This is a genomic window from Polymorphospora sp. A560 (assembly GCF_045781765.1).
Lineage (GTDB): Bacteria > Actinomycetota > Actinomycetes > Mycobacteriales > Micromonosporaceae > Polymorphospora > Polymorphospora lycopeni.
The window spans coordinates 5,713,074-5,738,003 of the sequence record NZ_CP122282.1 but is presented as its reverse complement, the minus strand read 5'-3'; the positions used below and the strand labels follow the sequence as shown (position 1 = coordinate 5,738,003).

General features: G+C 74.2%; 24 protein-coding genes. 11 read left to right on the top strand and 13 right to left on the bottom strand.

Features of this window, described 5'->3' with window-relative positions; genetic code table 11:
* Positions 1 to 53 precede the first annotated feature (53 nt).
* The gene (locus QCD66_RS25625) at positions 54 to 779 is read left to right on the top strand and encodes a hypothetical protein (RefSeq protein WP_375735635.1); all 726 of its coding nucleotides are present in this window, start codon (positions 54 to 56) and stop codon (positions 777 to 779) included.
* 7 nt (positions 780 to 786) lie between these two features.
* Here the strand turns inward: QCD66_RS25625 and pepN are convergent, their stop codons facing one another.
* Positions 787 to 3,324 carry an aminopeptidase N gene (gene pepN / locus QCD66_RS25620; protein ID WP_375735636.1) on the bottom strand — a complete coding sequence of 846 codons (2,538 nt, stop codon included), beginning with the start codon at positions 3,322 to 3,324 and terminating at the stop codon, positions 787 to 789.
* A 126-nt stretch (positions 3,325 to 3,450) separates the two neighbouring features.
* Here pepN and QCD66_RS25615 point away from each other — a divergent pair, with 126 nt between their 5' ends.
* Positions 3,451 to 4,026 (top strand): snapalysin family zinc-dependent metalloprotease, encoded by a 576-nt coding sequence (locus QCD66_RS25615; protein ID WP_357538049.1) that lies wholly within the window; start codon positions 3,451 to 3,453, stop codon positions 4,024 to 4,026.
* 76 nt (positions 4,027 to 4,102) lie between these two features.
* Here QCD66_RS25615 and QCD66_RS25610 read toward each other — a convergent pair whose 3' ends face one another.
* The 5 genes from QCD66_RS25610 to QCD66_RS25590 all read right to left on the bottom strand — a co-directional run bounded on the left by QCD66_RS25610 (position 4,103) and on the right by QCD66_RS25590 (position 8,287).
* Complete coding sequence (locus tag QCD66_RS25610; protein WP_375735638.1) at positions 4,103 to 4,972, bottom strand: LysR family transcriptional regulator; 870 nt, start codon at positions 4,970 to 4,972, stop codon at positions 4,103 to 4,105.
* Positions 4,973 to 5,028: 56 nt separating this feature from the next.
* Positions 5,029 to 5,964 (bottom strand): M56 family metallopeptidase, encoded by a 936-nt coding sequence (locus tag QCD66_RS25605; protein WP_407566812.1) that lies wholly within the window; start codon positions 5,962 to 5,964, stop codon positions 5,029 to 5,031.
* Between the two features lie 21 nt (positions 5,965 to 5,985).
* Positions 5,986 to 6,708 carry an FKBP-type peptidyl-prolyl cis-trans isomerase gene (locus QCD66_RS25600; protein WP_407566811.1) on the bottom strand — a complete coding sequence of 241 codons (723 nt, stop codon included), beginning with the start codon at positions 6,706 to 6,708 and terminating at the stop codon, positions 5,986 to 5,988.
* A 193-nt stretch (positions 6,709 to 6,901) separates the two neighbouring features.
* Positions 6,902 to 7,138, bottom strand: coding sequence for a hypothetical protein (locus tag QCD66_RS25595; RefSeq protein ID WP_364214022.1), 237 nt, complete (start codon positions 7,136 to 7,138; stop codon positions 6,902 to 6,904).
* A gap of 48 nt (positions 7,139 to 7,186) precedes the next feature.
* On the bottom strand, positions 7,187 to 8,287 hold the full coding sequence (locus QCD66_RS25590) for a PP2C family protein-serine/threonine phosphatase (protein WP_364214025.1): 1,101 nt from the start codon (positions 8,285 to 8,287) through the stop codon (positions 7,187 to 7,189).
* A 306-nt stretch (positions 8,288 to 8,593) separates the two neighbouring features.
* On the opposite strand from QCD66_RS25590, the gene QCD66_RS25585 reads away from it, so the two are divergent.
* The 6 genes from QCD66_RS25585 (at position 8,594) to QCD66_RS25560 (ending at position 16,043) form a co-directional block, all read left to right on the top strand.
* On the top strand, positions 8,594 to 10,060 hold the full coding sequence (locus QCD66_RS25585) for a choice-of-anchor M domain-containing protein (protein WP_375737235.1): 1,467 nt from the start codon (positions 8,594 to 8,596) through the stop codon (positions 10,058 to 10,060).
* A gap of 338 nt (positions 10,061 to 10,398) precedes the next feature.
* Entirely contained in the window at positions 10,399 to 11,394 is a 996-nt protein-coding gene (locus QCD66_RS25580) for a WxL protein peptidoglycan domain-containing protein (protein WP_407566810.1), read from the top strand.
* Positions 11,391 to 12,905: an anchored repeat ABC transporter, substrate-binding protein gene (locus QCD66_RS25575; protein ID WP_407566809.1), complete on the top strand. Its 1,515-nt coding sequence runs from the start codon at positions 11,391 to 11,393 to the stop codon at positions 12,903 to 12,905. The genes QCD66_RS25580 and QCD66_RS25575 overlap by 4 nt, the downstream gene beginning before the upstream one ends.
* A gap of 5 nt (positions 12,906 to 12,910) precedes the next feature.
* Positions 12,911 to 14,446: a TIGR03773 family transporter-associated surface protein gene (locus QCD66_RS25570; protein ID WP_407567258.1), complete on the top strand. Its 1,536-nt coding sequence runs from the start codon at positions 12,911 to 12,913 to the stop codon at positions 14,444 to 14,446.
* Positions 14,443 to 15,192 carry an anchored repeat-type ABC transporter ATP-binding subunit gene (locus QCD66_RS25565; RefSeq protein WP_364214037.1) on the top strand — a complete coding sequence of 250 codons (750 nt, stop codon included), beginning with the start codon at positions 14,443 to 14,445 and terminating at the stop codon, positions 15,190 to 15,192. The genes QCD66_RS25570 and QCD66_RS25565 overlap by 4 nt, the downstream gene beginning before the upstream one ends.
* Positions 15,193 to 15,227: 35 nt before the next feature.
* A complete protein-coding gene (locus QCD66_RS25560) occupies positions 15,228 to 16,043 on the top strand; it encodes an anchored repeat-type ABC transporter permease subunit (protein WP_375736817.1) in 816 nt (271 codons plus the stop codon).
* Between the two features lie 45 nt (positions 16,044 to 16,088).
* Here QCD66_RS25560 and QCD66_RS25555 read toward each other — a convergent pair whose 3' ends face one another.
* The 4 genes from QCD66_RS25555 to QCD66_RS25540 all read right to left on the bottom strand — a co-directional run bounded on the left by QCD66_RS25555 (position 16,089) and on the right by QCD66_RS25540 (position 19,660).
* Entirely contained in the window at positions 16,089 to 16,823 is a 735-nt protein-coding gene (locus QCD66_RS25555) for an ABC transporter permease (protein WP_375736815.1), read from the bottom strand.
* Positions 16,820 to 17,740: an ABC transporter ATP-binding protein gene (locus QCD66_RS25550; RefSeq protein ID WP_375736814.1), complete on the bottom strand. Its 921-nt coding sequence runs from the start codon at positions 17,738 to 17,740 to the stop codon at positions 16,820 to 16,822. Before QCD66_RS25550 ends, QCD66_RS25555 begins: the two co-directional genes overlap by 4 nt.
* Positions 17,741 to 17,860: 120 nt before the next feature.
* Entirely contained in the window at positions 17,861 to 18,766 is a 906-nt protein-coding gene (locus QCD66_RS25545) for a diacylglycerol/lipid kinase family protein (RefSeq protein ID WP_375736813.1), read from the bottom strand.
* A 48-nt stretch (positions 18,767 to 18,814) separates the two neighbouring features.
* A complete protein-coding gene (locus tag QCD66_RS25540; RefSeq protein ID WP_375736812.1) occupies positions 18,815 to 19,660 on the bottom strand; it encodes an ATP-binding protein in 846 nt (281 codons plus the stop codon).
* Between the two features lie 292 nt (positions 19,661 to 19,952).
* On the opposite strand from QCD66_RS25540, the gene QCD66_RS25535 reads away from it, so the two are divergent.
* A complete protein-coding gene (locus QCD66_RS25535; protein WP_375736811.1) occupies positions 19,953 to 20,738 on the top strand; it encodes a trypsin-like serine protease in 786 nt (261 codons plus the stop codon).
* Positions 20,739 to 20,860: 122 nt separating this feature from the next.
* Complete coding sequence (locus QCD66_RS25530; RefSeq protein ID WP_375736810.1) at positions 20,861 to 21,952, top strand: App1 family protein; 1,092 nt, start codon at positions 20,861 to 20,863, stop codon at positions 21,950 to 21,952.
* A gap of 84 nt (positions 21,953 to 22,036) precedes the next feature.
* On the opposite strand, the gene QCD66_RS25525 is transcribed toward QCD66_RS25530, so the two are convergent.
* Positions 22,037 to 22,225: a hypothetical protein gene (locus QCD66_RS25525; protein ID WP_375736809.1), complete on the bottom strand. Its 189-nt coding sequence runs from the start codon at positions 22,223 to 22,225 to the stop codon at positions 22,037 to 22,039.
* 18 nt (positions 22,226 to 22,243) lie between these two features.
* On the opposite strand from QCD66_RS25525, the gene QCD66_RS25520 reads away from it, so the two are divergent.
* A complete protein-coding gene (locus QCD66_RS25520; protein ID WP_364214062.1) occupies positions 22,244 to 22,882 on the top strand; it encodes a hypothetical protein in 639 nt (212 codons plus the stop codon).
* 63 nt (positions 22,883 to 22,945) lie between these two features.
* Here the strand turns inward: QCD66_RS25520 and QCD66_RS25515 are convergent, their stop codons facing one another.
* Entirely contained in the window at positions 22,946 to 23,668 is a 723-nt protein-coding gene (locus tag QCD66_RS25515; protein ID WP_364214065.1) for a DUF4142 domain-containing protein, read from the bottom strand.
* 109 nt (positions 23,669 to 23,777) lie between these two features.
* Positions 23,778 to 24,929, bottom strand: coding sequence for a polysaccharide pyruvyl transferase family protein (locus QCD66_RS25510; protein WP_375736808.1), 1,152 nt, complete (start codon positions 24,927 to 24,929; stop codon positions 23,778 to 23,780).
* Position 24,930 lies beyond the last annotated feature (1 nt).

Genomic DNA, 24,930 nt, shown 5'->3' with positions numbered 1-24,930 from the left:
TCCGGTCGTGCCGGACCGTCGCCGACCGGCCCGGACGTACGAGGATGTTGACCATGAACGAGTCCGAGAAGACGCTGCTCAAGCCCGGGCGGGCCGGAATCTGGGTGGCGGGGCTGCTCGCCGTCACCGTGCTCGCCTGGCTGGTCCTCGGCGTCGGGTCGGCCCTGGCGAGCCCGGTCTGGTGGCTGGTCGCGGCCGTACCGATCGTCGTGTTCATCGCGTTGCCGTTCTCGCTCTACTGGTTGAGCGAGGGACGTACCGGCCCGAGCTGGGTGGCGTTCGTTTTCGCGATCGTGCTGGCGGGGTCCGCGTTCGCGGTTCCCGCCGAGTGGCACATGCGGGCCGTCGGGAATCCGGTCACCGCCACGGTCGGCGACGCCACCTGCCACTACAACGCCCGCACCGGCAGGTGTCTCTACAGCTACACGCTGACCGGGCCGGACGGGACCACGCTGCCGGGCAAGCTGCAGGAGACCGGTGAGTATCCGCCCGGCTCGTCGCTGGAGGTGATCACCGATCCGTTGGGTGTGTTCGCGCCACGCCTGGCCGTCGACCTGGAGACGACGTGGGTCTTCGAGGTCGCGGCCCTCGTCGCCTTCGCCGGATTCGCCGGGGCGATCGTCGTCGCGGCGGTCCTCGGCGAACGTCGCCGCCGCGGGCACCCGGCCGCCACGACCGGCAAGCCCACCGGCGGCAGCGCCACCGACGGCAACGGCGGCAACGGTGGCCGCCGGACCGGGGTGAAGCGGCGGCCGAGCGGGGCCAGACGCAGACGGTAGGTGGGGATCAGGTCGCGGTCCGGGCGGCGCGGGCGCGGCGCAGTTCGTCGGTCGCGTCGAGGACGACGCGGCGCAGGACCGGGTCGACGTCGGCCCGGCCGAGCAGGGTCCCGGCCGCCTCCTCGGTCCGCGCCGACACCGCGTACCTGGGATAGGCGGTGGCGGCGATCCGGGCCGTCGCGGTCGGGGTACGCCGGCCGGCGAGCGTGGGAAGGTCGGCGAAGTAACGGTCGACGTACGGGGCGGTCAGCCCGGCCTGGCCGGGGTGCCAGAAGCCCTGGGCGGCGGCGAGGGCGAGGTGGGCCGACCGGGTGTCGTCGTCGCGGATCGCCGCCCAGGCCCGCTCCTTGGCCTGTTCGGTGGCGACGGCGGCCCGGCAGCGGGCGGCGGGCTCGATGCCCTGCGGGTCGCGCCGGACCTCGTCGGCGATCTCCGTCTCGCCGGCGGCGCCGAGGGCGACCAGCCGGTACAGCAGTGTCCAGCGCAGGTCGGCGTCGACGGCCAGGCCCTCGGGTACGCCGTCGCCGGCCAGCCAGCCGGCGAGCCGGCCGGTGTCGGTCGGGCCGGCGCACGCGGCCAGCCAGCGGGCGGCGGCGAGCTGCCGGCCGCTGCCGGGTGCGGCGTGGTCGAGGGTCTCCAGGCAGGTGGCGGCGAGGGTGGCCAGGGCGGCGGGCTGTGCCGGCTCCGGCAGGTAGCGGGTGGCGGCGAAGTCGCGGGCGAAGCGCAGCACCTCCTCGAAGACCGAGGTCACGGTCTCGGTGGGCAGTCCGGCGGCGGCGAGCGCCACGAACCGCGCCGGGGACAGTTCGGCGTCGCGGGCGGCGTCGATCGCCGCGGTCCAGACCACGGCGCGGGCCAGCGGGTCGTCGAGCGCGCCGAGCAGGGTGTCCAGCCGGTCCAGGTCCGCCGGGTCGAGGCGGACCTTCGTGTACGTCAGGTCGCCGTCGTTGAGCAGCAGCAGCCGTCCGGGTTCGGTGCCGGCGAGCCCCGGCACCGGGGTCCGACCACCGTCGGCGGTCGGGTCGAGGTCGACGGTGTACCGGCGCAGCAGGGTGCCCGGGGCGTCGCCGGTGCCGTAGACGCCGACGGCGAGGCGGTGCGGGCGCAGTGTCGGATGCTCCGGCGACGCGGTCTGCACCACGGTCACCGACCGGTAGCGGCCGTCGGCGTCCAGGGCCACCTCGGGCCGTAGCGTGTTGACCTGGGCGCGGCGCAGCCACAGCCGGGCCCACCCGGTCAGGTCCCGGCCGGCGGCGGCGCCGAGGGCGGCCAGCAGGTCGTCGAGGGTCGCGTTGGCGAAGGCGTGCGCGGTGAAGTAGGCGCGGACACCGGCGAGGAACGTGTCGTCGCCGAGGTGCGCGATGAGCTGGCGGAGCGCGGCGGCGCCCTTGGCGTACGAGATGCCGTCGAAGTTGAGCAGGGCGTGCGCGGTGTCGGGGACGCCCTCGGGGGCGACCGGGTGGGTCGACGGCCCTTGGTCGGTGACGTACCCCCAGCTCTTGCGCCGGATGGTGAAGCTGGTCCAGGCGTCGCGGTAGGCGGTGACCTCGGCGGTGACCCGCCAGCCCATGTACTCGGCGAACGACTCGCTCAGCCAGATGTCGTCCCACCAGCGCATGGTGACCAGGTCGCCGAACCACATGTGCGCCATCTCGTGGGCGACGATCACGGTACGCAGTTCGCGGTCGGCGTCGGTGACCGCCGACCGGAAGAGCAGGTCCTCGGTGAAGGTGACGCAGCCGGGGTTCTCGACCGCGCCGGAGTTCAGCTCGGGCACGAACGCCTGGTCGTACTTGGCGAACGGATACCGCGACGCGAACAGTTCGTGGTAGCGGTCGAGGAAGGCGCCGGTGACGGCGAAGAGTTCGTCGGCGTCGCGGTCGAGGTCGGCGGCGAGCGACCGGCGGCAGAGCAGCCCGAGCGGGATGCCGTCGTGTTCGGCCCGCCGTACGTGCCAGGGGCCGGCGACGAACGTGAAGTGGTAGGTGGAGATCGGCGGGGTGGCCCCGAACTCCCATCGGCGGGTGCCGTCAGCGGTGTCCACGGTGGAGTCGACGGCGGCGTTGGCCCGGGCGGTCCAGTCCGCCGGGGTGGTCAGCGTCAGCGTCAGTGGCGCCTTCAGGTCGGGCTGGTCGAAGCAGGCGAAGACGCGCTGCGCGCTGTCGAGCGGGGCGTGGCAGTGGACGTAGACCTCGCCGTCGTCGGGGTCGGTGAACCGGTGTACGCCCTCCCCGGTCGACGAGAACGCCATCGTGGCCCGCACGACCAGTTCGTTGTCGGCGCGCAGGTCGTCCAGCGGCAGCCGGTTGCCGATCAGGGTGCCCGGGTCGAGGGTGCGGCCGTTGAGGACGACCCGCGACACGGACACCGGCCGCAGTTCGACGAACGTGGTCGCGCCGGGCCGGGTGCAGGCGAAGCGCACCGTCGTGGTCGAGGTGAAGTGGTCGGCGTCGCGTCCGGCCGCGAGGTCCAGTTCGACCCGGTACGCCTCGACGCGAAGCCGGTCGGCGCGGACGGCCGCCTCGTGGCGGGTCAGGCTCGGCATGTCCGGAGCCTACGCGGCCCGGTATGGGGCAGATGCTATGCGGCCGACCCCACCGACCAGCATCTATATTGTCTAGCGTCGATCGATGGCGCGCGCCGGATCCACCCCCCACACGAGGAGTCCGTCATGTTCAGACGACGTTTCCTGCAGGCCGCCCTCGCGGTCCTGACCGCGCTCCTGCCGGTGGCCGGCATCCAGGCCGTCACCGCCGCGCCCGCCTCGGCCGACATGTCGGCCGCCGTACGCACCATCTACTACGACGCCAGCCGCGCCGGCGTCTTCGCCACCAACTTCGCCCAGGCCGCGCAGATCTGGAACAGCCGGGTCAGCAACATCCGCCTCCAGGCCGGCACCCCGGCCAGCGTGGTCATCTACGTCGACACCGGCTGGCCCCGCGCCCAGACCACCTCGCTCGGCGCGGGCCGGATCTGGATGGGATGGCAGGCGGTCAACCAGGGCTACGACCGGACCCGGATCGCCACCCACGAGTGGGGACACATCCTGGGCCTGCCCGACCGGCGCACCGGCCTCTGCTCCGACCTGATGTCCGGCAGCAGCGCACCCGTGTCGTGCACCAACGCCCAGCCGAGCACCGCCGAGGCGAACCGCGTCCAGCAACTCTTCGCCGGCTCGCTCACCCCGGCGCTCGCCGGCTCCGGGAGCGGTGGGAACGGTGTGACCTGGACCTGGCACGGCAACTGACGGCTCCGGGTGGCGGACCGGATCCCCGCCCCGGTCCGCCACCCGCCCGTTCCCCGCACCGGTGCCGTGGGCGGGGTCAGGTCGTCTCGTCGGCGGCCCGTAGCACCGCGGCGACCAGCGCCACCGTCGAGGCGGTCGGCACGGCGCTGTCCGGGGTCGCGACCACGACCTCGACCATCGGCCGCGGCGGCCCCAGTTCGGCATACCGCAGATCCGTCGCCCGGGCCGCCCACGACCTAGGCACCAGCGTCACGCCGAGCCGGTGCCGGACCAGGTCCAGCGCGGTGGCGGCGTCGCCGATCTCGGCCACCGGGCGACGCCCGACGCCGGCCGTGGCGAACACCTCGTCGACCACGGCACGTACGCCCCAGCCGGCGGGGAAGTCGACGAAGCCCTCGTCGCGCAGGTCCGTCAGCTCGACCGTGTCGCGCCCGCCCAGTCGGTGGTCCGCGGCGGTGGCCAGCAGTACCGGCTCGGTCGCCACGACGTGCATCCGCAGGCCGGTGCCGGCCGCGGCGCGGACCAGGAACGCCACGTCGAGCCGGCCGGCGCGCAGGCCGTCGGCCTGGTCGGCGCAGCCGCGCCCGCCCGCGCCGACGAACCGCAGGTCGACGCCGGGGTGCTGGACACCGAAGGCGGTCAGGGTCGCGAAGAGGCCGGGCGGCAGCAGGCCGTGCGGGATGCCGACGTTGACCGGCTGCCGCTGGCCGGCCCGGGCGTCGCTGACGGCCTGCCGGGCGGCGCGGGCGGCGGCGATGACGCGGTGGGCCTCCGGCAGCAGCGCCCGTCCCGCGTCGGAGAGCTGGGTGCCGGCGCGCTCGAACAGCGGTGTCCCCAGCTCCCGTTCGAGGGCGTGCACCGACGCGAGGTGGAGTCGCCGGGCGGCGGCGGTGAACCTGCGCTGCTCGGCGACGGCGATGAAGTGCTCCAGCCGGTTCAGCTCCATCGCCACCCCGCTTTCTTCTACAGGTTTGTAGAAGTTAGCAGAGCGCTCGCCGCCGGTCAGCGCACGCGCGCCAGCCCGAGCAACTCGTGCAGGTCGTAGACGCCCTCGCCGGCCCACACCGTCGAGGCGACCGCGACCATCGCCGGTACGTACAGCAGGTAGCTGTGCCGTACCGGCCCCGCCGGCCGCAGCAGCGCCGCCATCCGGCGCGGCACCGCCCCGGGCCGGGTCGTCACGCTGACGTGCAGGGCCCCGGCGTGCGCCAGCCCGCCGCGCCGGCCGGCGGCCAGCGCCGCCACCCCGACCGCCTGCGCGACCGTCCGCCGGTCGCCGGTCTGCTCCGCCGCCCGCTCGTCGGCCCACCGCTCGACCAGGTATTCGACGTGCCGGGCCATCGGCCGCAGCAGCGGGTGGGTGGCCGCGGCCAGCCAGGCCAGCATCACCAGCTGGTGGTGCCGGCCGGTGAGGTGGGCCCGCTCGTGGGCGACCAGGGCCGCGTACTGCTCGTCGGTCAACGCCTCGCGCATCCCGGTCGTCACCACGATCCGGCCGTCGGGGCCGGGCAGCGTGAAGGCGTCCGCCGCACCGTCGGTTAGCAGCACCACCCCGCCCGGCCCGTCGCCGGGCAGCGCCGCGGCGTGCCGCCGCGCCGCCCGGACCGCGCGCCGCTGCGACCAGCGGGTACGCCCCAGATTCAGCAACGCGGCGACGAGCAGCGCCAGCGACAGCCACGACGCCCACGGCACGTGCGCGGTGTCGAGCAGCACCCGCTCGTGGGACCAGTTGCCGCGGGCCGCGACCGCCGGAAGCTCGGCCGCGGCCTTCAGCGCGAAGACGAACAGGCTCACCGTGCTGGACGCCGCCAGCATCACCGCCGACCAGGCGAAGACCACCGCCGCGTCACCGGGGCGCAGCCGCTCGGCGAGCAGCCGGACCACCACCATTCCCGCGAAGGGGCCGACGACGACGGCCATCACCCAGTGGTCGAACACGGCGGATCCGGCGTTCCGCGGTTACTGCTGCGCGCCGAGCACGTCGACGACGAACCGCAGCGGGCCCTCCGGCGCGCCCTGGCGCGGGTTCTCGCCGTACGCCAGCGCGGTCGGCAGGTCCAGCTGCACCCGGCTGCCGACCTTCACACCGACCAGGCCCTGGTCCCAGCCGGGGATGACCCCGCCGGCGCCGAGCTGGAAGGAGAACGGCCGCGAGCTGTTCCAGGAGGCGTCGAACTCCTCGCCGGAGCCGTAGAAGACACCGACGTAGTTGACGGTGATCGTCTGGCCGTTGGCCGCGGCCGGGCCGGTGCCCTCGATGATCGGGGTGACCTTCAGCTCGGTCAGCTCGCCGGTGCCGGCGGTCACCGTCGGCTTGGTGCCCAGCGCCGGGTCGGCGCCCTCGGGCAGCGGCGGGAACGGCGCCTCGGTCGGCGGACCGGCCGGCGGGTCGCCGGCCTGCGACCCGGGCGCGCTCGCGCCCGGGCTGGGGAGGCTCGCCGTGCCGGTGTCGTCGTCACCGGGCCTCAGCAGGAAGAACGCGCCGACGATGACGGCCATGACGGCCAGCCCGGCGACGCCGCCGAGGATCGCCTGCCGGCGCTTCTGCGCGGCGACGGCCTTGGCCTTCGCCTCCTTGGCGAGGGCACGCTTCTCCGGCTTGGTCAGCGTGCGCCCTTCCGGCGGCTCGAAGCGGGGGCGGTTCTGAACCCGGTCACTCAACGTCGACTCCCGTCGGGTCATGGCCGGCGGGGGTGAGGGGGTGGGGTGCCGGCGAAAAACTGCCAGACACGGTACCGCCCCCACCTGCGAGTGGCACCAACCCGTCCCCGGGACGGCCCTGCTCACGCGTCCGGGCCGCAGTCCCCGACCGCCGTCCGACGGGCGGAATGGTGGATATGGGTTGTATGTGAGGTGTGGTGTGCGGTGGGCGGGATCAGCGCTCGGAGTCGAGGAAGGTGACCGGTACCCGACGGCTCATCGCCGCGTAGAACCGGTTGACCGCCGCGCCGGGACGGCGCATGTCCTCGACCAGGCCGGGTTCGACCCGTTCCGCCTCGGCTTCGATCATCGACGTGAGCGCCTTCTCCATCGTCTGTCCATGATGGCGGGCGACCATCGCGAGGAGGTGGTGGGCGTCGGCGTCGATGACCAGTTCCTGGTCGTAGTTCATGGCTTCACGCTAACGACGGACAGGCAAGATCGGGCGACTACTCCTTGATCAACGGGCCGGGTTCGGGGTGCGGTCGAGGACCATCAGGGCCGCGTCGTCGCGGGTCCGGCCCCGGGTGTGGGCCAGCAGGCGGGCGACGATCCGGTCGACGCACTCGTCACCGGTCGACTCGGCGAGACAGTCGTAGATCTCGGACAGGGCCAGGAACCCGCCGTCGCGGTCACGCGCCTCGAGCAGTCCGTCGGTGTAGAGCAGCAACCGGTCGCCGGGGCGCCAGGCGTGCCGTACCGGGGTCGGCGGCGGCGCCCCCCGGCGCAGGCCGAGGGGCGGGTAGCGGTCGGGCGGCTCGATCGTGACCAGGTCGTCCCCGCCGGAGCGCAGCACCGGGGCGGGGTGACCGCAGTTGACGACCTCGAGTTCGGTCGCGCCGAACTGGACGAGGGCGGCGGTGACGAAGGCGACCGGCGCCGCCCCGCCCGCCGGGTCCCGGGCGACGGCCAGGTCCAGGTCGACGGCGACGGCGGCGAGGTCCTCGTGCACGTAGGCGGCGTGCCGGAACGCGCCGAGCGCCGTCGACGCGGTCAGCACCGCCTGGAGTCCCTTGCCGCAGGCGTCACCGATGATGGCCCGTACGCCGTACGGGGTGACCACCACCTCGTAGAGGTCGCCGCCGACCTTGGCCGTCTCGTACGCCGACAGGTAGCGGGCCGCCACCCGCAGGTCACCCACCTGCTCGGGCAGCACCCGCAGGACGGCCCGCTGGGTCACCTGGGCGATCTCGCTGACCTGCCGCAGGCGGTGTTCGCGCTGGGTGCGGGAGCGGGCGACGTAGATCGAGGCGAGCCCGACGGAGAAGACGACGGCCACCCGCAGCAGGTGGTCGAGGCTGCCGAACAGGCCGCTGGGCAGCCCGGCGAGCACCGCGACCGTCATGGCGACCCCGGACACGACGGCGGTCCGCCGGCCGCCCTCGACGGCGGCGGCGATCAGCGGTGCCAGGGCCAGGAAGCCGATGAACACGGCGTGCGTCTGGCTGACGACGTCGAGCAGCCAGACGAGGGCGACGAAGACGAGCGCGGCGGGCAGTCCACGCCACCGGTCGAGGGTGCCGCCGGCACCCCGACCGGTTTTCGCCTGCCGTCCGGGCACCTGTCGGCTCCTCACCCTTGACCGGGCTACCGGTCCGGCCGCTTCGTCACGCGCGCACTGAGGCTAGCCGACGTTGCTGGGAGCCGACTGCCCCGACGGTTCCGGCGGGTCGGGTCCGGATACCCCCTCGACTTATTTGAAAACGATTGTCATTATAGGTTGGCTTCGCCTCGCGGCGGCCCGGCCGATCGGCCCGGCTCTGCCGTGGCGTCACGCCGTCCCGGCCGGACCGGGAGGCGGCACCCGAACTGTCCGGAGTGGACCGTCCATGCGGCGGCCACCACCGGTCGCGATGAAAGGGGAGGAATGACCGACACCACGCGGACGCGTACCCTCGCGTCCCTGATCGCCGGCGGCGTACTCGTCGCCGGCACCCTGCTGGCGGCGCAACCCGCGGCGGCGGCCGAGCGCGTCGTGCTGTCCCGCGGGCACGTCGACGCCGTCGACGTGCACTACACCGGCGGACAGCTCCAGCTCAAGGTGCACGACGGCACCGTCGAGCCGTCCGTCGAGCGCGACCCGGCCGACGTCACCTTCCAGGTGGCACCCGGCGCGGCCACCACCGTGCCGGACGACCCCCGGTACGCCTTCCTCGGCACCCCCGGCGCCGACGTCTGGGTGCTGCCGCAGACCCAGGACCCGGACCTGCTCTGGCCGGGCTGGAACACCACCGAACTCGGCACCGGCGTCTTCGCCGGCAACCAGGTCCGGCTCAGCCTCGTCGACGTGGCCGGGCCGGGCGCCGTCACGCTCTTCGGCGTCAACGCCTTCGGCGACCCGCTGGTCAGGTTCCGCAGCTCCGACGGCCTGCCCGACGCGATCGACGTACCGGTGGGCACCCACGCCCACGCGAGCTGGGCGTTCACCGCACTCGGTGAATACACCCTGAAGTTCCGGGCCGACGCCACGCTCGCCGACGGCACCGCCCTCACCACCGGCCCGGTCGACTACTCCTTCGTGGTCGGCGACCTGACCGGCGGCGGAACCGAGAACGGGCTGACCATCGGCGGCCTGGCCGACAGCTACCAGCCGAACGACACCGTCACCCTGCGCGCCGTCCAGACCCCACCGTCCGAACTGGACCACTACCACTGGTTCAGCCGGTGCCCCGGCGCCACCGACTTCGCCATCATCCCCGGCGAGGCCGGCGAGACCTACCGCTTCACCGCCACCCGCGAACTGGACGCCTGCGAGTACGTGGTCAAGCTCTACGGGCCCGGCCACGGCGTCGTGGCTACGAGTCCCCCCGTCACGCTGCGGGTCGCCGACCAGCCGCAACAGCCGGGGGCGGCGCAGACCATCACCGCCTCCATCGACGCCACGCAGGGCGCCCTGGTGGTCAGCGTCGACCCCGACGACCGGTCCGTCGTGCTGCCGACCGCCCGGCTCAACGCCGCCGGCGACCGGTGGGAGAGCCAGGGCGAACTGCGGCCGGTCAAGGTGACCGACACCCGTTCGGCCGCCCCGGGCTGGAGCGTCTCCGGCCAGATCCCGGCCGACTTCGCCGGCCCGGACGGCACCACCTTCGGCGCCGGCCACCTCGGCTGGACGCCCCGGGTGGTCAGCCAGGGCAGCGGGCAGGGCGCGGTCGCCGGCCCGGAGGTCGCCCCGTACGCCACCGGCACCGGCCTCGGCGCCAGCAGCGTACTGGCGACCGCGCCGGGCGGCGCCGGCCGCGGCACCGCCGAACTCTCCGCCGGCCTGCGGCTGAGCGTGCCGACGGAGACCCCGCCCGGTACGTACACCGCGACCCTCACCCTCACCGCCATCTGAGCCGCCCCGCCGGGGTACGGGCCACCGGCCGTACCCCGGCGGGCGGGACCGCCGGCCGGCCTCGCCGGTGCGTCCCGGCCGGGTCCGCCGGCCGACCGGAACGGCGGACCCGGCCACCGACCCCGACATCCCTCGCCCCGGAAACGGACCGAACCACCCATGCGCCTGCCCACCGCGCTCGCCGCCGCCTTCCTGGCCGCCGTACCGGCCGGCCCGGCCCCACCCGCCGCGGCGGCGGACCCGCCGCCCGCCGTCACCCTCGCCGCGCCCGCGCCGACCCCGGCCCCGGCCACCCCTCGCCCGCACCCGGGCCGGCGGCGGGCGCCGTCACCTGGGGCGTGGCACCGTCCGGCCCGGCCGGGCCGGACGGCCGGCCCGGCTTCGAATACAAGCTCGACCCGGGCGCCGTGCTCACCGACCACGTCGCGGTCACCAACCACACGCCCCGCCCGCTGACCCTCGACGTCTACGCCAGCGACGCGTTCACCACCGCACAGGGCGGCTTCGACCTGCTCGCCGCCGGCGCGGCACCGGTCGACGTCGGCTCCTGGATCACGCTGCCGGCCCGGACGGTGACCGTGCCCGCCACCTCCCGGGTCGACATCCCGTTCGAGCTGCGGGTGCCGGCCGACGCCACCCCCGGCGACCACGCCGGCGGCATCGTCGCGTCGCTGGCCGCCGAGGGCACCGGCCCGGACGGCAACCGGGTCGCCGTCGACCACCGGGTCGGCACCCGGGTCCACCTGCGGGTCACCGGTCAACTGCGACCCGTGCTCGCCGTCGGGGACCTGCGGATCGGGTACGACGGCCCGGTCCACCCGTTCACCGGCGGGGACCTGACCGCGACGTTCACCGTCCGCAACACCGGCAATGTCCGGCTCACCGGGCGGCCGTCGCTGACCGCCACCGGTCCGCTCGGGCTCGGCCGGTGGACCGCGACCGCCCAACCGCTGCCGGAGATCCTGCCCGGCGGCGAACTGCGGGCCCAGGTCCGGCTGTCCGGCGTACCGCCGCTCCTCCGGCTGGCCGCGACCGCCGGGGTGACCCCGGCCGCGGTCGGTGACCAGGTGCTCGATCCGCCGCCGGCCGCCGACCCGGCGCGGGCCGTGGTGTGGGCCTGGCCGTGGCCGCACCTGCTGCTGCTCGCCGTGCTCGGGCTGCTGGCCCTCGCGGCGGTCCGGCTGCGCCGGCGCCGCCGGACCGCACTGGCCGAGGCGGTCGCGCGGGCCCGCGCCCAGGGCCGCGCCGAAGCCGCCGGCCGGTCGGACACCGACGCCGACCCGCCCGTGGACGACCGCCGACCGACCGTGACCACCGGAAAGGACCGACCGTGAGACGGCCCCGCACCGGCCCGGGCGCCGCCGCCCTGGCCGTGACCCTGGCCCTCGCCGGCTGCACCGGCGCCGCCGACGACGGCGCGGTGACCGTGGTGGCGAGCACCGAGATCATCGCCGACCTGGTACGCAACGTCGGCGGCGACCGGATCTCCGTGGAGACCGTCGTGCCGGCCGGCGGCGACCCGCACTCCTACGAGCCGACCCCGGCCGACGCCGCCAAGGTGGCCCGCGCCGACGCGGCCTTCACCAACCACCTGCTGCTCGAGGAGCACTCGCTGATCAAGCTCTTCGACAGCAACGTCCCCACCGGGTCCCCGAACGTCTCGCTCGCCGAGAGCGCCGAACCGTACGGCGCGACCCTGATCCCGCTGGTCGAGAACCTCGACCTCGACGTGGTCTGGCTGGGCCTCGCCGTACGCGGCAAGGGGCCGGGCCGCACCGCCGACGTACGGCTGTCGGTGACCGCCGTCGAGGGGCCGGGCCGCTTCGCCGCCTACCTCACCGACGCCCTCGGCCAGCCGAGGGTCTACTACGACTCGGCCGACGGCATCACCGACGCCGACGTGGCCGTCCTGCCGCCCGACGCGCACACCCACCTCAACTGGTCGTTCGGCGCGGCGGGGGAGTACCGGGTGACGATGACCGCGCGGGTCGACGCCGGCGACGGCAGCCCGCCCCGCCAGCTCGGCAGCGGCACGTTCGCCTTCGCCGTCGGCGTCGACCCGCGCGGGGCGCTGCGCGACGGCCGGACCACGCTGCTCGACGCCGGCCACACCGACCTCGCCGTCGACCTCGACACCGGGCAGGTGTTCGCCCGCACCGACGAACAGGGCGACATCCCGGCCGGGCAGGTCGTCGTCGACGTACCCGACCGGGCGGTCGAGCAGGTGCCGGACGACGCCCGGTTCGCGTTCCTCGGCGCACCCGGCACGAGGGTGTGGCAGCTGCCGCAGGCGGTGCTCGGCAAGCACGTGCACGGCGAGATCGACCCGCATCTGTGGCAGGACGTCCGCAACGCCAGGGCGTACGCCGAGGTCATCGCGGACACCCTGGCGGAGGTCGACCCGGCCGGCGCCGACCTGTACGCCGGCAACCTCGACCGCTACCTCGGCGAACTGTCCACACTGCACACGTACGTCGGCGCGCAGCTCGCGAAGGTCCCGCCCGACCGGCGGAACCTGGTCACCACCCACGACGCGTTCGGCTACCTGGCCAGCGCGTACGGGCTCACCATCGCCGGCTTCGTGGTGCCGAACCCGGCCCAGGAGCCCAGCGCGGCCCAGGTGACGAAGCTGACGGAGACGATCCGCGACCTGCGGGTGCCGGCCGTCTTCGTCGAACCGCAACTCGCCGCCCGGGCCGGCGTGCTGAAACGGGTCGCCGCCGATCAGGGCGTGCGGGTCTGCCGGATCTACGGCGACGCCTTCGACCACGACACCACCTCGTACGTCGCGATGATGCGGCACAACGCCGACGAGCTGTTGCGCTGCCTGGGAGGAGAACGATGAGACCGATGCGGGTGGCGGCCGGCGTGCTGGCCGCCGTACTGCTGGGCGGCGCGCCGCCGGCCGTGGCCGCGCCGCCGTCCCCGCCGCCGCCCCCGACAGCGGTGGTGGCCGGGGCCGACCTGCTCTCGGTGCGGGTCGACGGCGGCGAACTGTCGCTGCGGTTCCGCGACGCCCGGCAGGCGGCCCGGGGCGAGGCCGGGTACCGCCCCGACGACGTGCGGCTCGGGCCGGACGGCGGGCTCGCCGCCCGGGTGCCGCACCGGCCCGCGTTCCGGTTCCTCGGCGCCGCCGGCCGGCCGGTGTGGGCGCTGGCCGGCGGCGACCCGGCCCTGCCGGCCCTGGACACCACCGGGGTGTCCGGCGGCCCGGTGACGCTGGCGCTGACCGGTGTGACCGGCCCCGGGCGGTTCACGGCGTACACGCTGTCCGGCTTCGGCACCCCGACGCCGCTGCTCGGCAGCGGGGCCGGGCTACCGGACTCGGTCCTGCTGCCGGCCGGTACGCGGACCGGCGGGGTGGTGTGGGCCTTCGACGCCGCCGGCGACTACGAGCTGACGTTCACCGCCGCCGCCGGGCCGGTCGGCCCGGCGGCGGCCACCTGGCGGGTGACGGTGCCGCCGATCGACTTGCCGCCAGTCGACCCGCCGCCGATCAGCCCGCCGCCGGTCGGCCCGCCGTCCGCCCCGGCGGGGGACCGTACCGCCGGGCCGGTACCGCTCGCGCGGGCCGCCGCGCCACCGGCGGTCCCGGCCGCCGCACCCGCACCGGCGGCGCTGGCCGCGACGGCTCCGGCCGGCACCGGCGAGCGCAAGGTGATCGACGACGGCCACGTCGACATGGGGCCGACGCTGACCGACGGGCGGTGGCGGATCCGGATCAAGGACGGCACGGTCAGCCCGCCGGTCTGGCGGGAACTCGGCGACACCGTGCTGCACGTACGCGACAACGCGAGGATCACCGTTCCGGACGGCGCCGACCACGCCTTCCTCGGCCCGGCCGGCGGGAGCGTGTGGCTGCTGCCGCAGGCGCAGCAGGACGGCATCGTCTGGCCGGGCTGGAACACCCAGCACGAGGCGGTCGTCGGCGGGATCCGCGGGCCGGTGACCTGGACGCTGAAGAGCGTCACCGGACCGGGCGCGTTCACGCTGTTTTTGACCGGCTCGTTCGGCAAACCACAGGTGCTGTTCGACGGCACCAGGCTGCCGGGGGAACTGGACATCCCGCTCAACACCCACGCCCACGGCAACTGGGCGTTCGGCGCCCCCGGCGTCTACCGGCTCGAGGTGGCGATGAGCGCCACCACGACCGGCGGCGCGCCGGTCACCGACAGCCGTACCCTCACGGTCGCCGTCGGTGACGGCACCGACCCGGGCCGGGTCACCCCCGGTGGCGGCGACGGCAACGGCGACGGGCCGGGCGGCCGGCTGCCGCGTACCGGGGAGTCGTGGGTCCTGCCGGCCGCCGTCGGTGGCCTGGTCCTGCTCGGCGCCGGCGCGCTGCTGGTCCGGCTCGGCCGGCGGCGGGCGGGGCGGGCGTCGTGACCCCGGCACTGCGGGTCGAGGCGCTCACCGTCCGGCTGGGGGAGCGGCTCGCCGTCGACAACGTCGACCTGACCGTCGGGGCCGGCGAGATCGTCGGGCTGATCGGCCCGAACGGCGCCGGCAAGACCACCCTGCTGCGGGCGGTGCTCGGGCTGGTCCCGGCGCAGCGCGGGCGGGTGCTGGTCGCCGGCTCACCCGCCGCCCGGGTCCGGTCCCTGATCGGGTACGTCCCGCAGCGGCACGAGTTCGCCTGGGACTTCCCGGTCACCGTGGCCGGCGCGGTGCTGACCGGCCGTACCCGCGCCATCGGCTGGCTGCGCCGGCCGAAACCCGCCGACCGGGCGGCGGTGACCGAGGCACTGGCCTTGGCCGGTCTCACCGACCTGCGGGACCGCCCGGTCGGGCAGCTCTCCGGCGGCCAGCGCCAGCGGGTCCTGGTCGCCCGGGCGCTGGCGCTGCGTCCCCGGGTGCTGCTGCTCGACGAACCGTTCACCGGGGTGGACGTACCCACCCAGGAACTGCTGACCGCGCTGCTGGACCGGCTGCGCGGCGAGGGCGTGGCGGTGCTGACGACCACCCACGACCTGCCGGCGGCGGCCGCGTCCTGCACCCGGCTGTGCCTGCTGAACCGGCGGGTGGTCGCCGAGGGGCCGCCGGACCGGCTGACCGACCCGGCCCTGTGGCTGCGCGCCTTCGGGGTCACCTCGTCCGACCGGTTGCTCGACACCCTGGGGGTACGGCGGTGATCGAGGCGCTCACCGAACCCTGGCAGCACGTGTTCATGCAGCGGGCGTTCGTCGTGGCGGTGCTCGCCAGCGTGGTGTGCGCGGTCGTGGGCAGTTTCGTCGTGCTGCGCGGCATGGCGTTCATCGGCGACGCGGTCGCCCACGCGGTGTTCCCCGGGGTGGCCGTCGGCTATGTCCTCCAGGTCAACCTGGCGGTCGCCGGGGCGGTGGCCGGGGTGGCGACCGCGCTGACCGTGGCCGTCGTGGCCCAGAACCGGCGGCTGAAGGAGGACGCCGTGATCGGGGTGTTCTTCGCCTTCGCCTTCGGGCTGGGCATCGTGCTGGTCAGCACCCGGAGCAGCTACACCGGCGACCTGGCGTCGTTCCTGTTCGGACAGATCCTCGGCCTGTCCGACGCCGACGTGGTGACCGTGGCGGTGGTCGGCGGGCTGCTGGTCGCGGCGGTCCTGGCGCTGCGCAGGGAACTGGTGACGGTCAGCCTGGACCGGGAGACGGCCGCGGCGTCCGGGCTGCCGGTCTTCTGGCTGGACACCGCGCTGTACGTGATGGTGACGGTGGCCATCGTGATCTCGTTGCAGGCGGTCGGCAACATCCTGGTGCTGGCGCTGCTGATCACCCCGGCGGCGACCGCCCGGATGCTGACCGACCGGCTGGGCGTGATGATGTCGCTTTCGGCCGGGATCGGCGCGGTCTGCGCGGTCACCGGCCTCTACCTGTCGTACCACCTGAACCTGGCCGCCGGCGGGCTGATCGTGCTGACGCTGAGCGCGGTCTTCGTCGGCACCTGGCTGTTCGCCCCCCGCTACGGCCTGCTGCGGCGCCGTACTCGGGCGGTGCCGGTGGCACCCTGACGAGGCGGGGGCGGGCCCCGCCCGGCCCGCCCCCCGCACCTGCCCCTACTGCCAGCGGAACGTCCGGACCGCGGCGGCCGAGACACCGATCACGTACGCGAGCAGCACCACCAGGTGCAGCGCGGACGGCCAGCCCCCGTCGGAGGTGTCCCGCAGCGCCTGCGCGCCGGCGCCCAGCGGGGTGAAGTCGCCGATCCGGTTGAGCAGGTCCGGCATCGCCTCGCGCGGCACCCACAGCCCGGCGAAGAACAGCATCGGGAAGAAGAGCAGGGTGCCCACCCCCTGCGCACCCCGGCTGGTGCGGAACAGGCCCGAGATCAACATCCCGATCGAGAACAGCGCCAACGTGCTCAGCACCAGTGCCAGCAGGAAGCCGGCCGGGTTCTGCGGGATCCGGACGTCGAAGACCAGCCGGCCGAGGGCGAGGATGACCGCGACGGTGCAGGCCGTCAGCAGCAGGTGCACCACGATCTGGGCGGACAGCATCGCCGACGCCTTCACCGGGGTCGTCGACAGCCGGCGCAGCACCCCGCGTTCCCGGCGGGTGACCAGTTCGCTCGGCAGCGCGTTCACCGCCATCATCGCGATCGCCATCAGCATGATGATCGGCACATAGAGGTCGATCACCCGCAGGCCGCCGAGGTCCTCGTTGACCTCCCGGAACGCTGGGACGCAGCCCAGGATCACCAGGATCAGCGGGGCCATCGCGAGCCCGAAGCCGACCGAGGCCGGCTCGCGCAGGAAGAGCCGCAGTTCGGTGCGTACCAGTCGGGTGTTCATGCCGTCTCCTCCTGCCGCGCGGATCCGCCGATGAGGGCCAGGTACGCGTCGTCGAGGCTGGGCTGGCTCAGCTGGACGGTGGTCGGCACCACGCCGCGCCGGGTCAGCTCGACGAGCACGACCGACACCAGGTCACCGGTGCCGGTGACCAGCACCTCGCCGTCCTGCCGGCGGACCGAGGTCACCCCGGGCAGGTCGGCGAGCAGCCGCTCGTCGAAGTCGCGGTCCGGGCGGAAGCCGAGGCGCTGGCCGGACTCCACACCGCCGGTCAGCCCGTGCGGGGTGTCCAGCGCGACGACCTCGCCGTCGCGGATCACCGCCACCCGGTCGCACAGGTGGGCGGCCTCGGCCATGAAGTGGGTGACCAGCAGCACGGTGACGCCCCGGTCGCGGACCTGCTCGATCAGCCGCCAGGTGTCCTGGCGGGCCTGCGGGTCCAGCCCGGTGGTCAGCTCGTCGAGTACGGCGATGCGGGGGTTGCCGACCAGGGCCAGGGCGATCGACAGCCGCTGCTTCTGCCCGCCGGACAGCTTGGCGTACGGGGTCCGCCGCTTGTCGGCCAGCCCCAGCTCGTCGATGAGCCGGGCCGGGTCGGCCGGCGACGCGTAGAACGACGCGAACAGTTCCAGCGCCTCGCCGACCCGCAGCCGGTCGGGCAGGGCGCTCTCCTGCAGCTGCGCGCCGACGAGTTCGCTGACCCGTTGGTGGTCCCGGACCGGGTCGAGGCCGAGCACCGAGACGGAGCCGCCGTCGGGGCGCCGCAGGCCGGTCACGCACTCGACCGTGGTGGTCTTGCCGGCGCCGTTCGGGCCGACGATTCCGAAGATCTCGCCCTCCTCGACGGCGAACGACACGTCGCGCACGGCGACCCGGTCGCCGTACTGTTTGTGGAGGTTGCGTACCTCGATCGCTGTCATGCGTCGATGGTATGGACCGGGCGGGTCGGGAGGGTATACGGAAAGCTGCCGACCCGGGTGGGGCCAGCTACACCCCCACCCGGGTCCTGGCCGCGGGGGCGGCGCCGGTCGGGCCGGGGCTCAGGCCGGCTCGGGGCGTGGCACGCACACCGTCACCGCGCCCGGCCGGACCTTCGTCTTGAGCCGGCGGGTGGTGCCCCGCTCGCCACCGTCCAGTTCGTACGTCACCGGCTCGGCGAACCGTACGTCGATCTTCTTCGCCCGGGTGATGCGGACGAACGGGGACCGGTCGGAGCGGCCGGCCGCCATCCGGCCGAGGGTACGGGCCCACTGCACCGCGCCGTCGGCGGTGGCGACGCCGACCTCGAGCCAGCCGTCGTCGGGCCGCGCGTCGTCGAACGCCTCGATGCCGCCGGTGATGGTGCCGACGTTGCCGATCAGGACACAGCTCGCCTTCCCGTCGAACCAACCGGTGCCGTCGACCCGGATCCGTACCCCGACCGCGCCGTCGCGCATGTGGCGCAGGCCGGTCCAGACGTACGCCAGCCGGCCCACCCGATCCTTCAGGTCGCGGTCGGCCTCGCCGATCATCGCGGCGTCGAAGCCGGCGCCGGCCATGACGGCGAAGTGCTCGCCGTTGACCCGCCCGAGGTCGAGGTCGCGGCGGTCGCCACGGAAGCCGATCCGGACCGCCTCGGCCAGGTCGCGCGGGATGTCCAGATTGGACGCCAGTAGGTTGGCGGTGCCGGCGGGCACGATCGCGGCGGTGGTGCCGGTGCCGGCGAGCGCGTCGAGGCAGCGCTGCACGGTGCCGTCGCCGCCCCACACGAACACCAGGTCGGCGCCGGCCTCGGCCGCCTTGCGGGCCTTCTTCGGGGCCTTGCGGCTCTTGGGTACCTCGTACCAGAGGAGTTCGTCGACGTCCTCGTCGGCGATCAGCTTGCGTAGCTCGTCGAGACCGCCGTCGAGGGTCTTCTTCGCGTGCGCGACGACGGCGACGCGGCGTGGCTTTCCGGTTGCGCCCATGGCCGGTTCCTTACCCGCGCGGGCGGGTCCGCCAACCTGACCGCGGGGTCAGGCGGTGCGGTAGCGGGGGACGCGTCGCGGCTGGCCGGACAGGGATGCCGGGTGCCAGCGCCGCAGGCCGGCCACCCGGACCCGGGCCGGCGTCGTCACGCTCGCCCACACGATCTTGCCGTCCGGTCCGGTCACCACGCCGCAGCCGTCGGCGTCGAGGCTGACCAGCCCCAGTCCCCGGCCGCGGATCGACAGGCCGGCCGCCGGGTCCCGGGGGGCCGGTTCGGGCCCGGGGAAGGCCGGGTGGGCCGGCGAGCGGTCGGCGACGGCGATCCGCAGCTTGCGGCCGGCGTGGCTGAGCGTCAGGTCGATCGGCGTGCCGGCGTGCTCGACCGCGTTGGCGACGAGTTCGGAGACGATCATCTGGCCGGGGTCGACGACCTGGTCGAGGCCCCATTCGGCGCACTTGGCCCGCAGCAGCCGGCGGGCGGCGGCCGGTGCGTCCGGCTGTGGCTCCAGCCGCAGGTGGGCCCGCCGGGTGCCGGCCGGTACGTGGTGCGGCCGCAGTTCGCGCAGCGCCGCGCCGAGACCGCCGTAGATCCGGAACGGGGCGTGCCGGGCCCGGCGCAGCAGGCCGCCCACCCGGCGGGTGGGGGTGCACAGCGCCAGCCGGGTGCCGCACTGGCTCGCCGTACGCGCCATCGCGGCGGTCAGCACCGTCGCGGTCGTACGCCGGCCGGTGGCCACCCGGGCACAGTCGACCAGCACGGCCGGTGGCCGGTGGGCGACGCACCAGGCCAGCGCCCGCCGGGTGGCGGCCACCGCGGGCACGGTCAGCGGTCCACAAAGGGTGATCACGAGAGCGCCCGATTCGATGTGCGCCGAGACGGCTGCGAACGTCACCGCGATCCCTCCCTCACCTGCGTTGGATGCGCCTATACCCGGGACGGGCCGGCTCTACGCGTCACGGGCCGGTGTCGACGGTCATCACACGGGGGTAGGGCGCGAATCAATATAGATAGACAGATTGAAATTCTTCACCGTGTCGATATGGTTTTCCCTGGGCGTCCCAGTGCTTCACCTCCAACGATGCGCGCCCGCGGCATCCGGTCGGCCGCCGGATGCGCGCCGGCACGCGGTCAGCCGCCGGATCCACCCCCGGTCCGGCGTCCTCCCACAGACAAGGACAAGCATGATGAAGGCACCCGTCCTGCTCGCCCGTCTCCTGCTGGCGGCCGGCGTCGTCGCCGCCGGCCTCGCCGCACCCGCCGTGGCCAGCGCGGCGCCCGCCACTCCCACGTACGCCGCCACCGAGGCGGCCAGCGGCCCGCAGGGCGACGTCGGCACCCTCGTCGTGAACGGCCGCCCCGCCTCGGAGAACTACTCGTTCATGGTCTACGTCTCGGGCTGCACCGGCTCGCTGATCAAGGCGAACTGGGCGGTCACCGCCAAGCACTGTCCGAGCCCGAGCACGGTACGGGTCGGCAGCGTCAACCGCAGCAGCGGCGGCGTCGTCGTGTCGGTGATCCGGGTGGTCAACCACCCGACGATCGACGTCAAGCTCTTCCAGCTCGGCAGCTCCGTCAGCTACGCCCCGGCGCCGATCCCGACCAGCTCCGGCGCGGTCGGCACGGCGACCCGGATCATCGGCTGGGGCCAGACCTGCCCGCAGCCCGGCTGCGGCGGCGCCCCGCTGGTCGCCCACGAGCTGGACACCTCGATCCGCGCCGACAGCGCCTGCATCGGCATCAACGGCCCGTACGAGATCTGCACCAACAACACCAACGGCAACGCGGGCGCCTGCTACGGCGACTCCGGCGGCCCGCAGGTCCGCATGATCAACAACCGTTGGCACCTGATCGGCGCCACCAGCCGCGCCGGCAACAACAACTCGGTGTGCGCGACCGGCCCGTCCATCTACGGTGACCTGTCGTCGATCCGCCCCTGGATCAACACCCAGGTCGGCGGTCTGCCCGCCTGATCCGCACCCGTACCACCCGACGCGATCCTGCCCCTGTCACCCGCCCGTTCGACCTGATCCGGGCGGCGACAGGGGCAAGGTCGTTTTTTGCCGTGGGTGGGCGGGGCGGCGGTTTGTCACCCATGGCCATAGGGCAGGGTTGGAGTGTGTCGCTTATCCCGGTGGGTGAACCGGCCGTGCCCAGCCTGCACCGCGCCGCCCGGTTCGAAGACGCGGTCCGCAACATCATGGAGCGCCGGCTGCGCCAGCGCGGCTGGGACGTCGTGGTCCTGCCGTACACCGGTTACGGCGCGCCCGGCTGGGTACGGGTGCTGGGCCGGGTGCTGCTCAGCCGCACCGGCGGCAAGCCCCGGCGGCGACCCAAGAAGGTCCGCGGCTGGCGCAGCTTCCTGACCGTGTCGGTCAACTCCGCCCCCGTCGTCATCGAGGCCGGCGACCAGCGGCACGAGGTCCTCGCCGACCGGGGCGGGTTCGTCGACGTCGTCGTGCGGGCCGACCTCGAGCCGGGCTGGCACACCGTACGGCTGAGCAGCCCCGGCGGTGAGCCGGTCGACGCCCCCGTACGCGTCGTGGACCCCGCCGTACGGTTCGGGATCGTCTCCGACATCGACGACACCGTCATGGTGACCGCGCTGCCCCGGCCGCTGCTCGCCGGCTGGAACACGTTCGTGCTCGACGAACACGCCCGCGCCTCGGTGCCCGGCATGGCGGTGCTCTACGAGCGGCTGGTGAACGCCCACCCGGGCGCGCCCGTGCTCTACCTGTCGACCGGGGCGTGGAACGTGGCGCCCACGCTGACCAGGTTCCTCGGCCGGCACCTCTACCCGGCCGGTCCGCTGCTGCTCACCGACTGGGGTCCGACGGTCGACCGGTGGTTCCGCAGCGGCCGGGAACACAAGCGGGCCACCCTGGTGCGGCTGGCCGAGGAGTTCCCCGACATCAAATGGCTGCTGATCGGCGACGACGGCCAGCACGACCAGGAGATCTACGCCGAGTTCGCGGCCGCCTACCCGGACAACGTCGCCGCGGTCGCCATCCGCCGGCTGTCACCGGCCCAGGTCGTGCTGGCCGGCGCGCTGCCGGCACACATCGCCGGCATGCTGCCGCCCCAGCTCGGCGGCGTCGACTCGCCGGGCCGGTTCGCCAAGAAGTGGGTGTCGGCGCCCGACGGTGCCGGGCTGGTCACCCTGCTCCGCTCCGCCGGCCTGCTCTGACCTTCTCCCGCGATCTTGCACTTGTCGCTCGACGAACCCGACAAAAGGGGGAGACAACTCCAAGATCGCGGGAGGGTAGGACGGTCAGGGCCAGGCGCCTTCGGCGGGGGCGGGGGGTGTGGGGGTGGCCGCCGCCGCGTGTCGCTCCAGCAACCGCTGCCGGACCTGCTCCGGGGTGTATGCCCGGCGGCGCCGCTCGGCCCGCGCGATGACCACCCCGGACGCCGCCACGCCGACGAAACCGGCCAGCCCAAGTATCTTCCACGAACGCATCTGCCTATGGTAGGGCTCGTGTCCGCCACGCCGATCAACCTCGATGACGCGGTCAACCTGACCCGCACCGGAGACCTCTGGGTCTTCCGGGGCACCAGCGGCGCCGACCGCGCCATCCAGTTCACCACCAACAGCCCGGTCAACCACGTCGGCATGGCCGTCGTCCTCGACGACCTGCCGCCGCTGATGTGGCACGCCGAACTCGGCCGGTCACTGCCCGACATGTGGTCGGGCACCCACCACCGCGGGGTGCAGTTGCACGACCTGCGCGACGCCGTCTCGGTCTGGGCCGGCCGCTACGGCCAGCGCGCCTGGCTGCGCCAACTCGACCCGGCCGTCACCGGCGAGATGGACGACGCGGTGCTGCGCACCATCGCCCGTCTCGACGGCGTCCCGTTCCCCTCCACCGCGCAACTGGCCTGGCGGTGGGCCCGGGGCCGGGTGCCGGCGTTCCGCCGGGGCGTACGCGACAACGACCTGGAGAGCGCCTACTGCGCCGAGGTCGTCGCGGTGACGTACGAGGCGATGGGGCTGCTCGCGCCCGGCCGTCGCCCCAACTGGTACGACCCCGGCCGCTTCTGGAGCGGCGACGACCTCAGGCTCACCGGCGGCTACTCGCTCGGGGCCGAGATCGCGGTGGACGTACCGGGCCGGTAGCCGGTCCACACGCGACGGCCCGCCACCGGCGCGACCGGTGGCGGGCCGTTCAACGGTTCGCGGTTACGAGACCTCCGGCTCGGGAGTCAGGGTCTCGGTCCCGCCCGGGCCGGGCGTCACCGAGGTGCGGCCGGGCGACGGCGTGGTGGGCGTGCCGCCCGGGGCCGGCGTGGTCGTGGTGGCGCCGGGGGCCGGGGTCACCGTGCCGCCGGGGCTCGGCGTGATGCTCGGCACCGCGATGCCCAGGCCCTGCGCCAGCGACACCAGCAGGTCGATGTGTGCCTGGATCACCGGCTGGGCGGTCTGGGCCAGCTGCACGACCTGCGGATCGCTGCCCTGGGCGATCTCGGTGTCGACGGCCTGCATCGTCTGCATGTGGCCGTTGAGTTCGGCGGTCACCCAGGCGGAGTCGAACTCGTTGCCGGTCAGCCCCTGGAGCTGGGTCATCGTCGCCTGCTGCTCGGCGGTCGGTTGGTTGGGCAGGCTGACGTTCAGGTTGGACGCGACCTGCTGGACCTGCTTGTCGAGTTCGGTGTGGTCCGCCGAGAAACGCGCCCCGGCGTCCTTCACCTGCTGGTTCCCGGCGTTCTGCTGGGCCAGGTTGCCCATCGCGACCTCGGCCAGGTTGACCTGGTGGATCGTCTGCAGGAACTGGGTGTCCTGTTGCGACGGCTGCGCCGCGATCGGCGGGGCCGCCGGTGCCTCCACCGCCGCTGCCGCCCCGGCCGGCGCCAGGGCGAGTGCCGCGGCGGCGCAGAGCACGCCCAAACGCTTGATGACAAACATTGCTTTCCCCCCTTATTTCCTGAAATGCTCGGGTACCCGGTTCCTCATCGAGCATTCGACTGATTACCTGGCATTCCGGAAATGTTGAGCCGATCTGCTCACCCCCGTCTCACCCCACCCGGACGACCGGACGAGCCGTACCGGCCCGCACCTCGCCGAGCACCGCCTCCAGGCGTACCCCGGTCCAGGCCGCCCGGTCCCGCAGCGTCGCCAGCCGGGCGGTGTTCTGCGGCAACCGCACCGGCCGCTCGTCCCACAGCCGGTCCACCTCCGCCAGCAACGGGCCGGCCGACTCACGGACCACGCCGAGCAGCGCCGGGGCGCCCATCTGCCGGGCGAAGTCGAACACCTTCCCGGCGTACGGCAGCGGCAGCGCCGGCACCCCGGCCAGCGCGGCGAAGATGAGGAAGTGCAGCCGCATCCCCACCACCAGTTCCAGGTGCTCCATCAGCCCCAGGATCTGCCGGGGCCGGTAGTCGCCGTGCAGGATGCGGCCGTGCTCGGCGGCCGTCATGTGCGACAGCACCGCGTGCGCGTGCCGCAGGTCCCGGTTCTCCATCGGCACGAACAGCAGGTGCGCGTCGAAGCGGTGCACCAGGAAATCGCCGACGTGCGCGAGCAACCGGTGGTATTCGGCCGGGTCCAGGCTCTCCGCCGCCCGCCCCGGCTCCCGTACGCTCATCCCCATCAGCCGCCGCTGCTCCGGCAGCCGGTCGCCGTGCAAAATCCCGAGGTCGAACTCCTCCGGTTCGAGCATCAGGGCCGGGTCGGCGGTGACCGTGACCGGCCGGGTGAGCCCGGCATCCTCGAGGGCCCGTTTGGACTCCTCGTCGCGGACCGTCACCTCGATCGCGGCACTCAGCGTCTCGACGACCATCGCGCAGTCGAGCGGCTCGGTGAGCGGGCCGGCCCCGACGGCGTAGGTGAACACCGGGACGCCCTGCTCCTGGGCGGCCCGCACCATGCGCAGGTAGCGCCGGGCCTCGGTGTCGTAGAGCACCCCGCCCCCGCCGAGCACCAGCAGGTCGAGGCCACGCAGCAGGGCGAGCCGGCCGTCGTGGTTGCTGTCCTGCCAGCGGACCGCCTCCACGCCGGGATGCGCCCGCCGGGTCTGGTCGGGGTCGCGGGTGAAGACCAGGATCCGGGCCCGGTCCGCCCGGACCTTCAGGTCGTCGAGCAGGCTGGTGAGGATGGCCTCGTCGCCGAGGTTGCGGCCGCCGTACGAGCCGAGAACCCCGACGGTCATACCGTGTGCGTCCATT

What these genes read in the sequence shown, in the direction of transcription:
- QCD66_RS25625 (WP_375735635.1), top strand. Translation starts at nt 54, where the DNA reads ATGAACGAGTCCGAGAAGACGCTGCTCAAGCCCGGGCGGGCCGGAATC.
- pepN (WP_375735636.1), bottom strand. Translation starts at nt 3,324, where the DNA reads ATGCCGAGCCTGACCCGCCACGAGGCGGCCGTCCGCGCCGACCGGCTT.
- QCD66_RS25615 (WP_357538049.1), top strand. Translation starts at nt 3,451, where the DNA reads ATGTTCAGACGACGTTTCCTGCAGGCCGCCCTCGCGGTCCTGACCGCG.
- QCD66_RS25610 (WP_375735638.1), bottom strand. Translation starts at nt 4,972, where the DNA reads ATGGAGCTGAACCGGCTGGAGCACTTCATCGCCGTCGCCGAGCAGCGC.
- QCD66_RS25600 (WP_407566811.1), bottom strand. Translation starts at nt 6,708, where the DNA reads ATGACCCGACGGGAGTCGACGTTGAGTGACCGGGTTCAGAACCGCCCC.
- QCD66_RS25595 (WP_364214022.1), bottom strand. Translation starts at nt 7,138, where the DNA reads ATGAACTACGACCAGGAACTGGTCATCGACGCCGACGCCCACCACCTC.
- QCD66_RS25585 (WP_375737235.1), top strand. Translation starts at nt 8,594, where the DNA reads ATGACCGACACCACGCGGACGCGTACCCTCGCGTCCCTGATCGCCGGC.
- QCD66_RS25570 (WP_407567258.1), top strand. Translation starts at nt 12,911, where the DNA reads ATGCGGGTGGCGGCCGGCGTGCTGGCCGCCGTACTGCTGGGCGGCGCG.
- QCD66_RS25560 (WP_375736817.1), top strand. Translation starts at nt 15,228, where the DNA reads ATGCAGCGGGCGTTCGTCGTGGCGGTGCTCGCCAGCGTGGTGTGCGCG.
- QCD66_RS25555 (WP_375736815.1), bottom strand. Translation starts at nt 16,823, where the DNA reads ATGAACACCCGACTGGTACGCACCGAACTGCGGCTCTTCCTGCGCGAG.
- QCD66_RS25550 (WP_375736814.1), bottom strand. Translation starts at nt 17,740, where the DNA reads ATGACAGCGATCGAGGTACGCAACCTCCACAAACAGTACGGCGACCGG.
- QCD66_RS25545 (WP_375736813.1), bottom strand. Translation starts at nt 18,766, where the DNA reads ATGGGCGCAACCGGAAAGCCACGCCGCGTCGCCGTCGTCGCGCACGCG.
- QCD66_RS25535 (WP_375736811.1), top strand. Translation starts at nt 19,953, where the DNA reads ATGAAGGCACCCGTCCTGCTCGCCCGTCTCCTGCTGGCGGCCGGCGTC.
- QCD66_RS25530 (WP_375736810.1), top strand. Translation starts at nt 20,861, where the DNA reads ATGGCCATAGGGCAGGGTTGGAGTGTGTCGCTTATCCCGGTGGGTGAA.
- QCD66_RS25525 (WP_375736809.1), bottom strand. Translation starts at nt 22,225, where the DNA reads ATGCGTTCGTGGAAGATACTTGGGCTGGCCGGTTTCGTCGGCGTGGCG.
- QCD66_RS25515 (WP_364214065.1), bottom strand. Translation starts at nt 23,668, where the DNA reads ATGTTTGTCATCAAGCGTTTGGGCGTGCTCTGCGCCGCCGCGGCACTC.
- QCD66_RS25510 (WP_375736808.1), bottom strand. Translation starts at nt 24,929, where the DNA reads ATGGACGCACACGGTATGACCGTCGGGGTTCTCGGCTCGTACGGCGGC.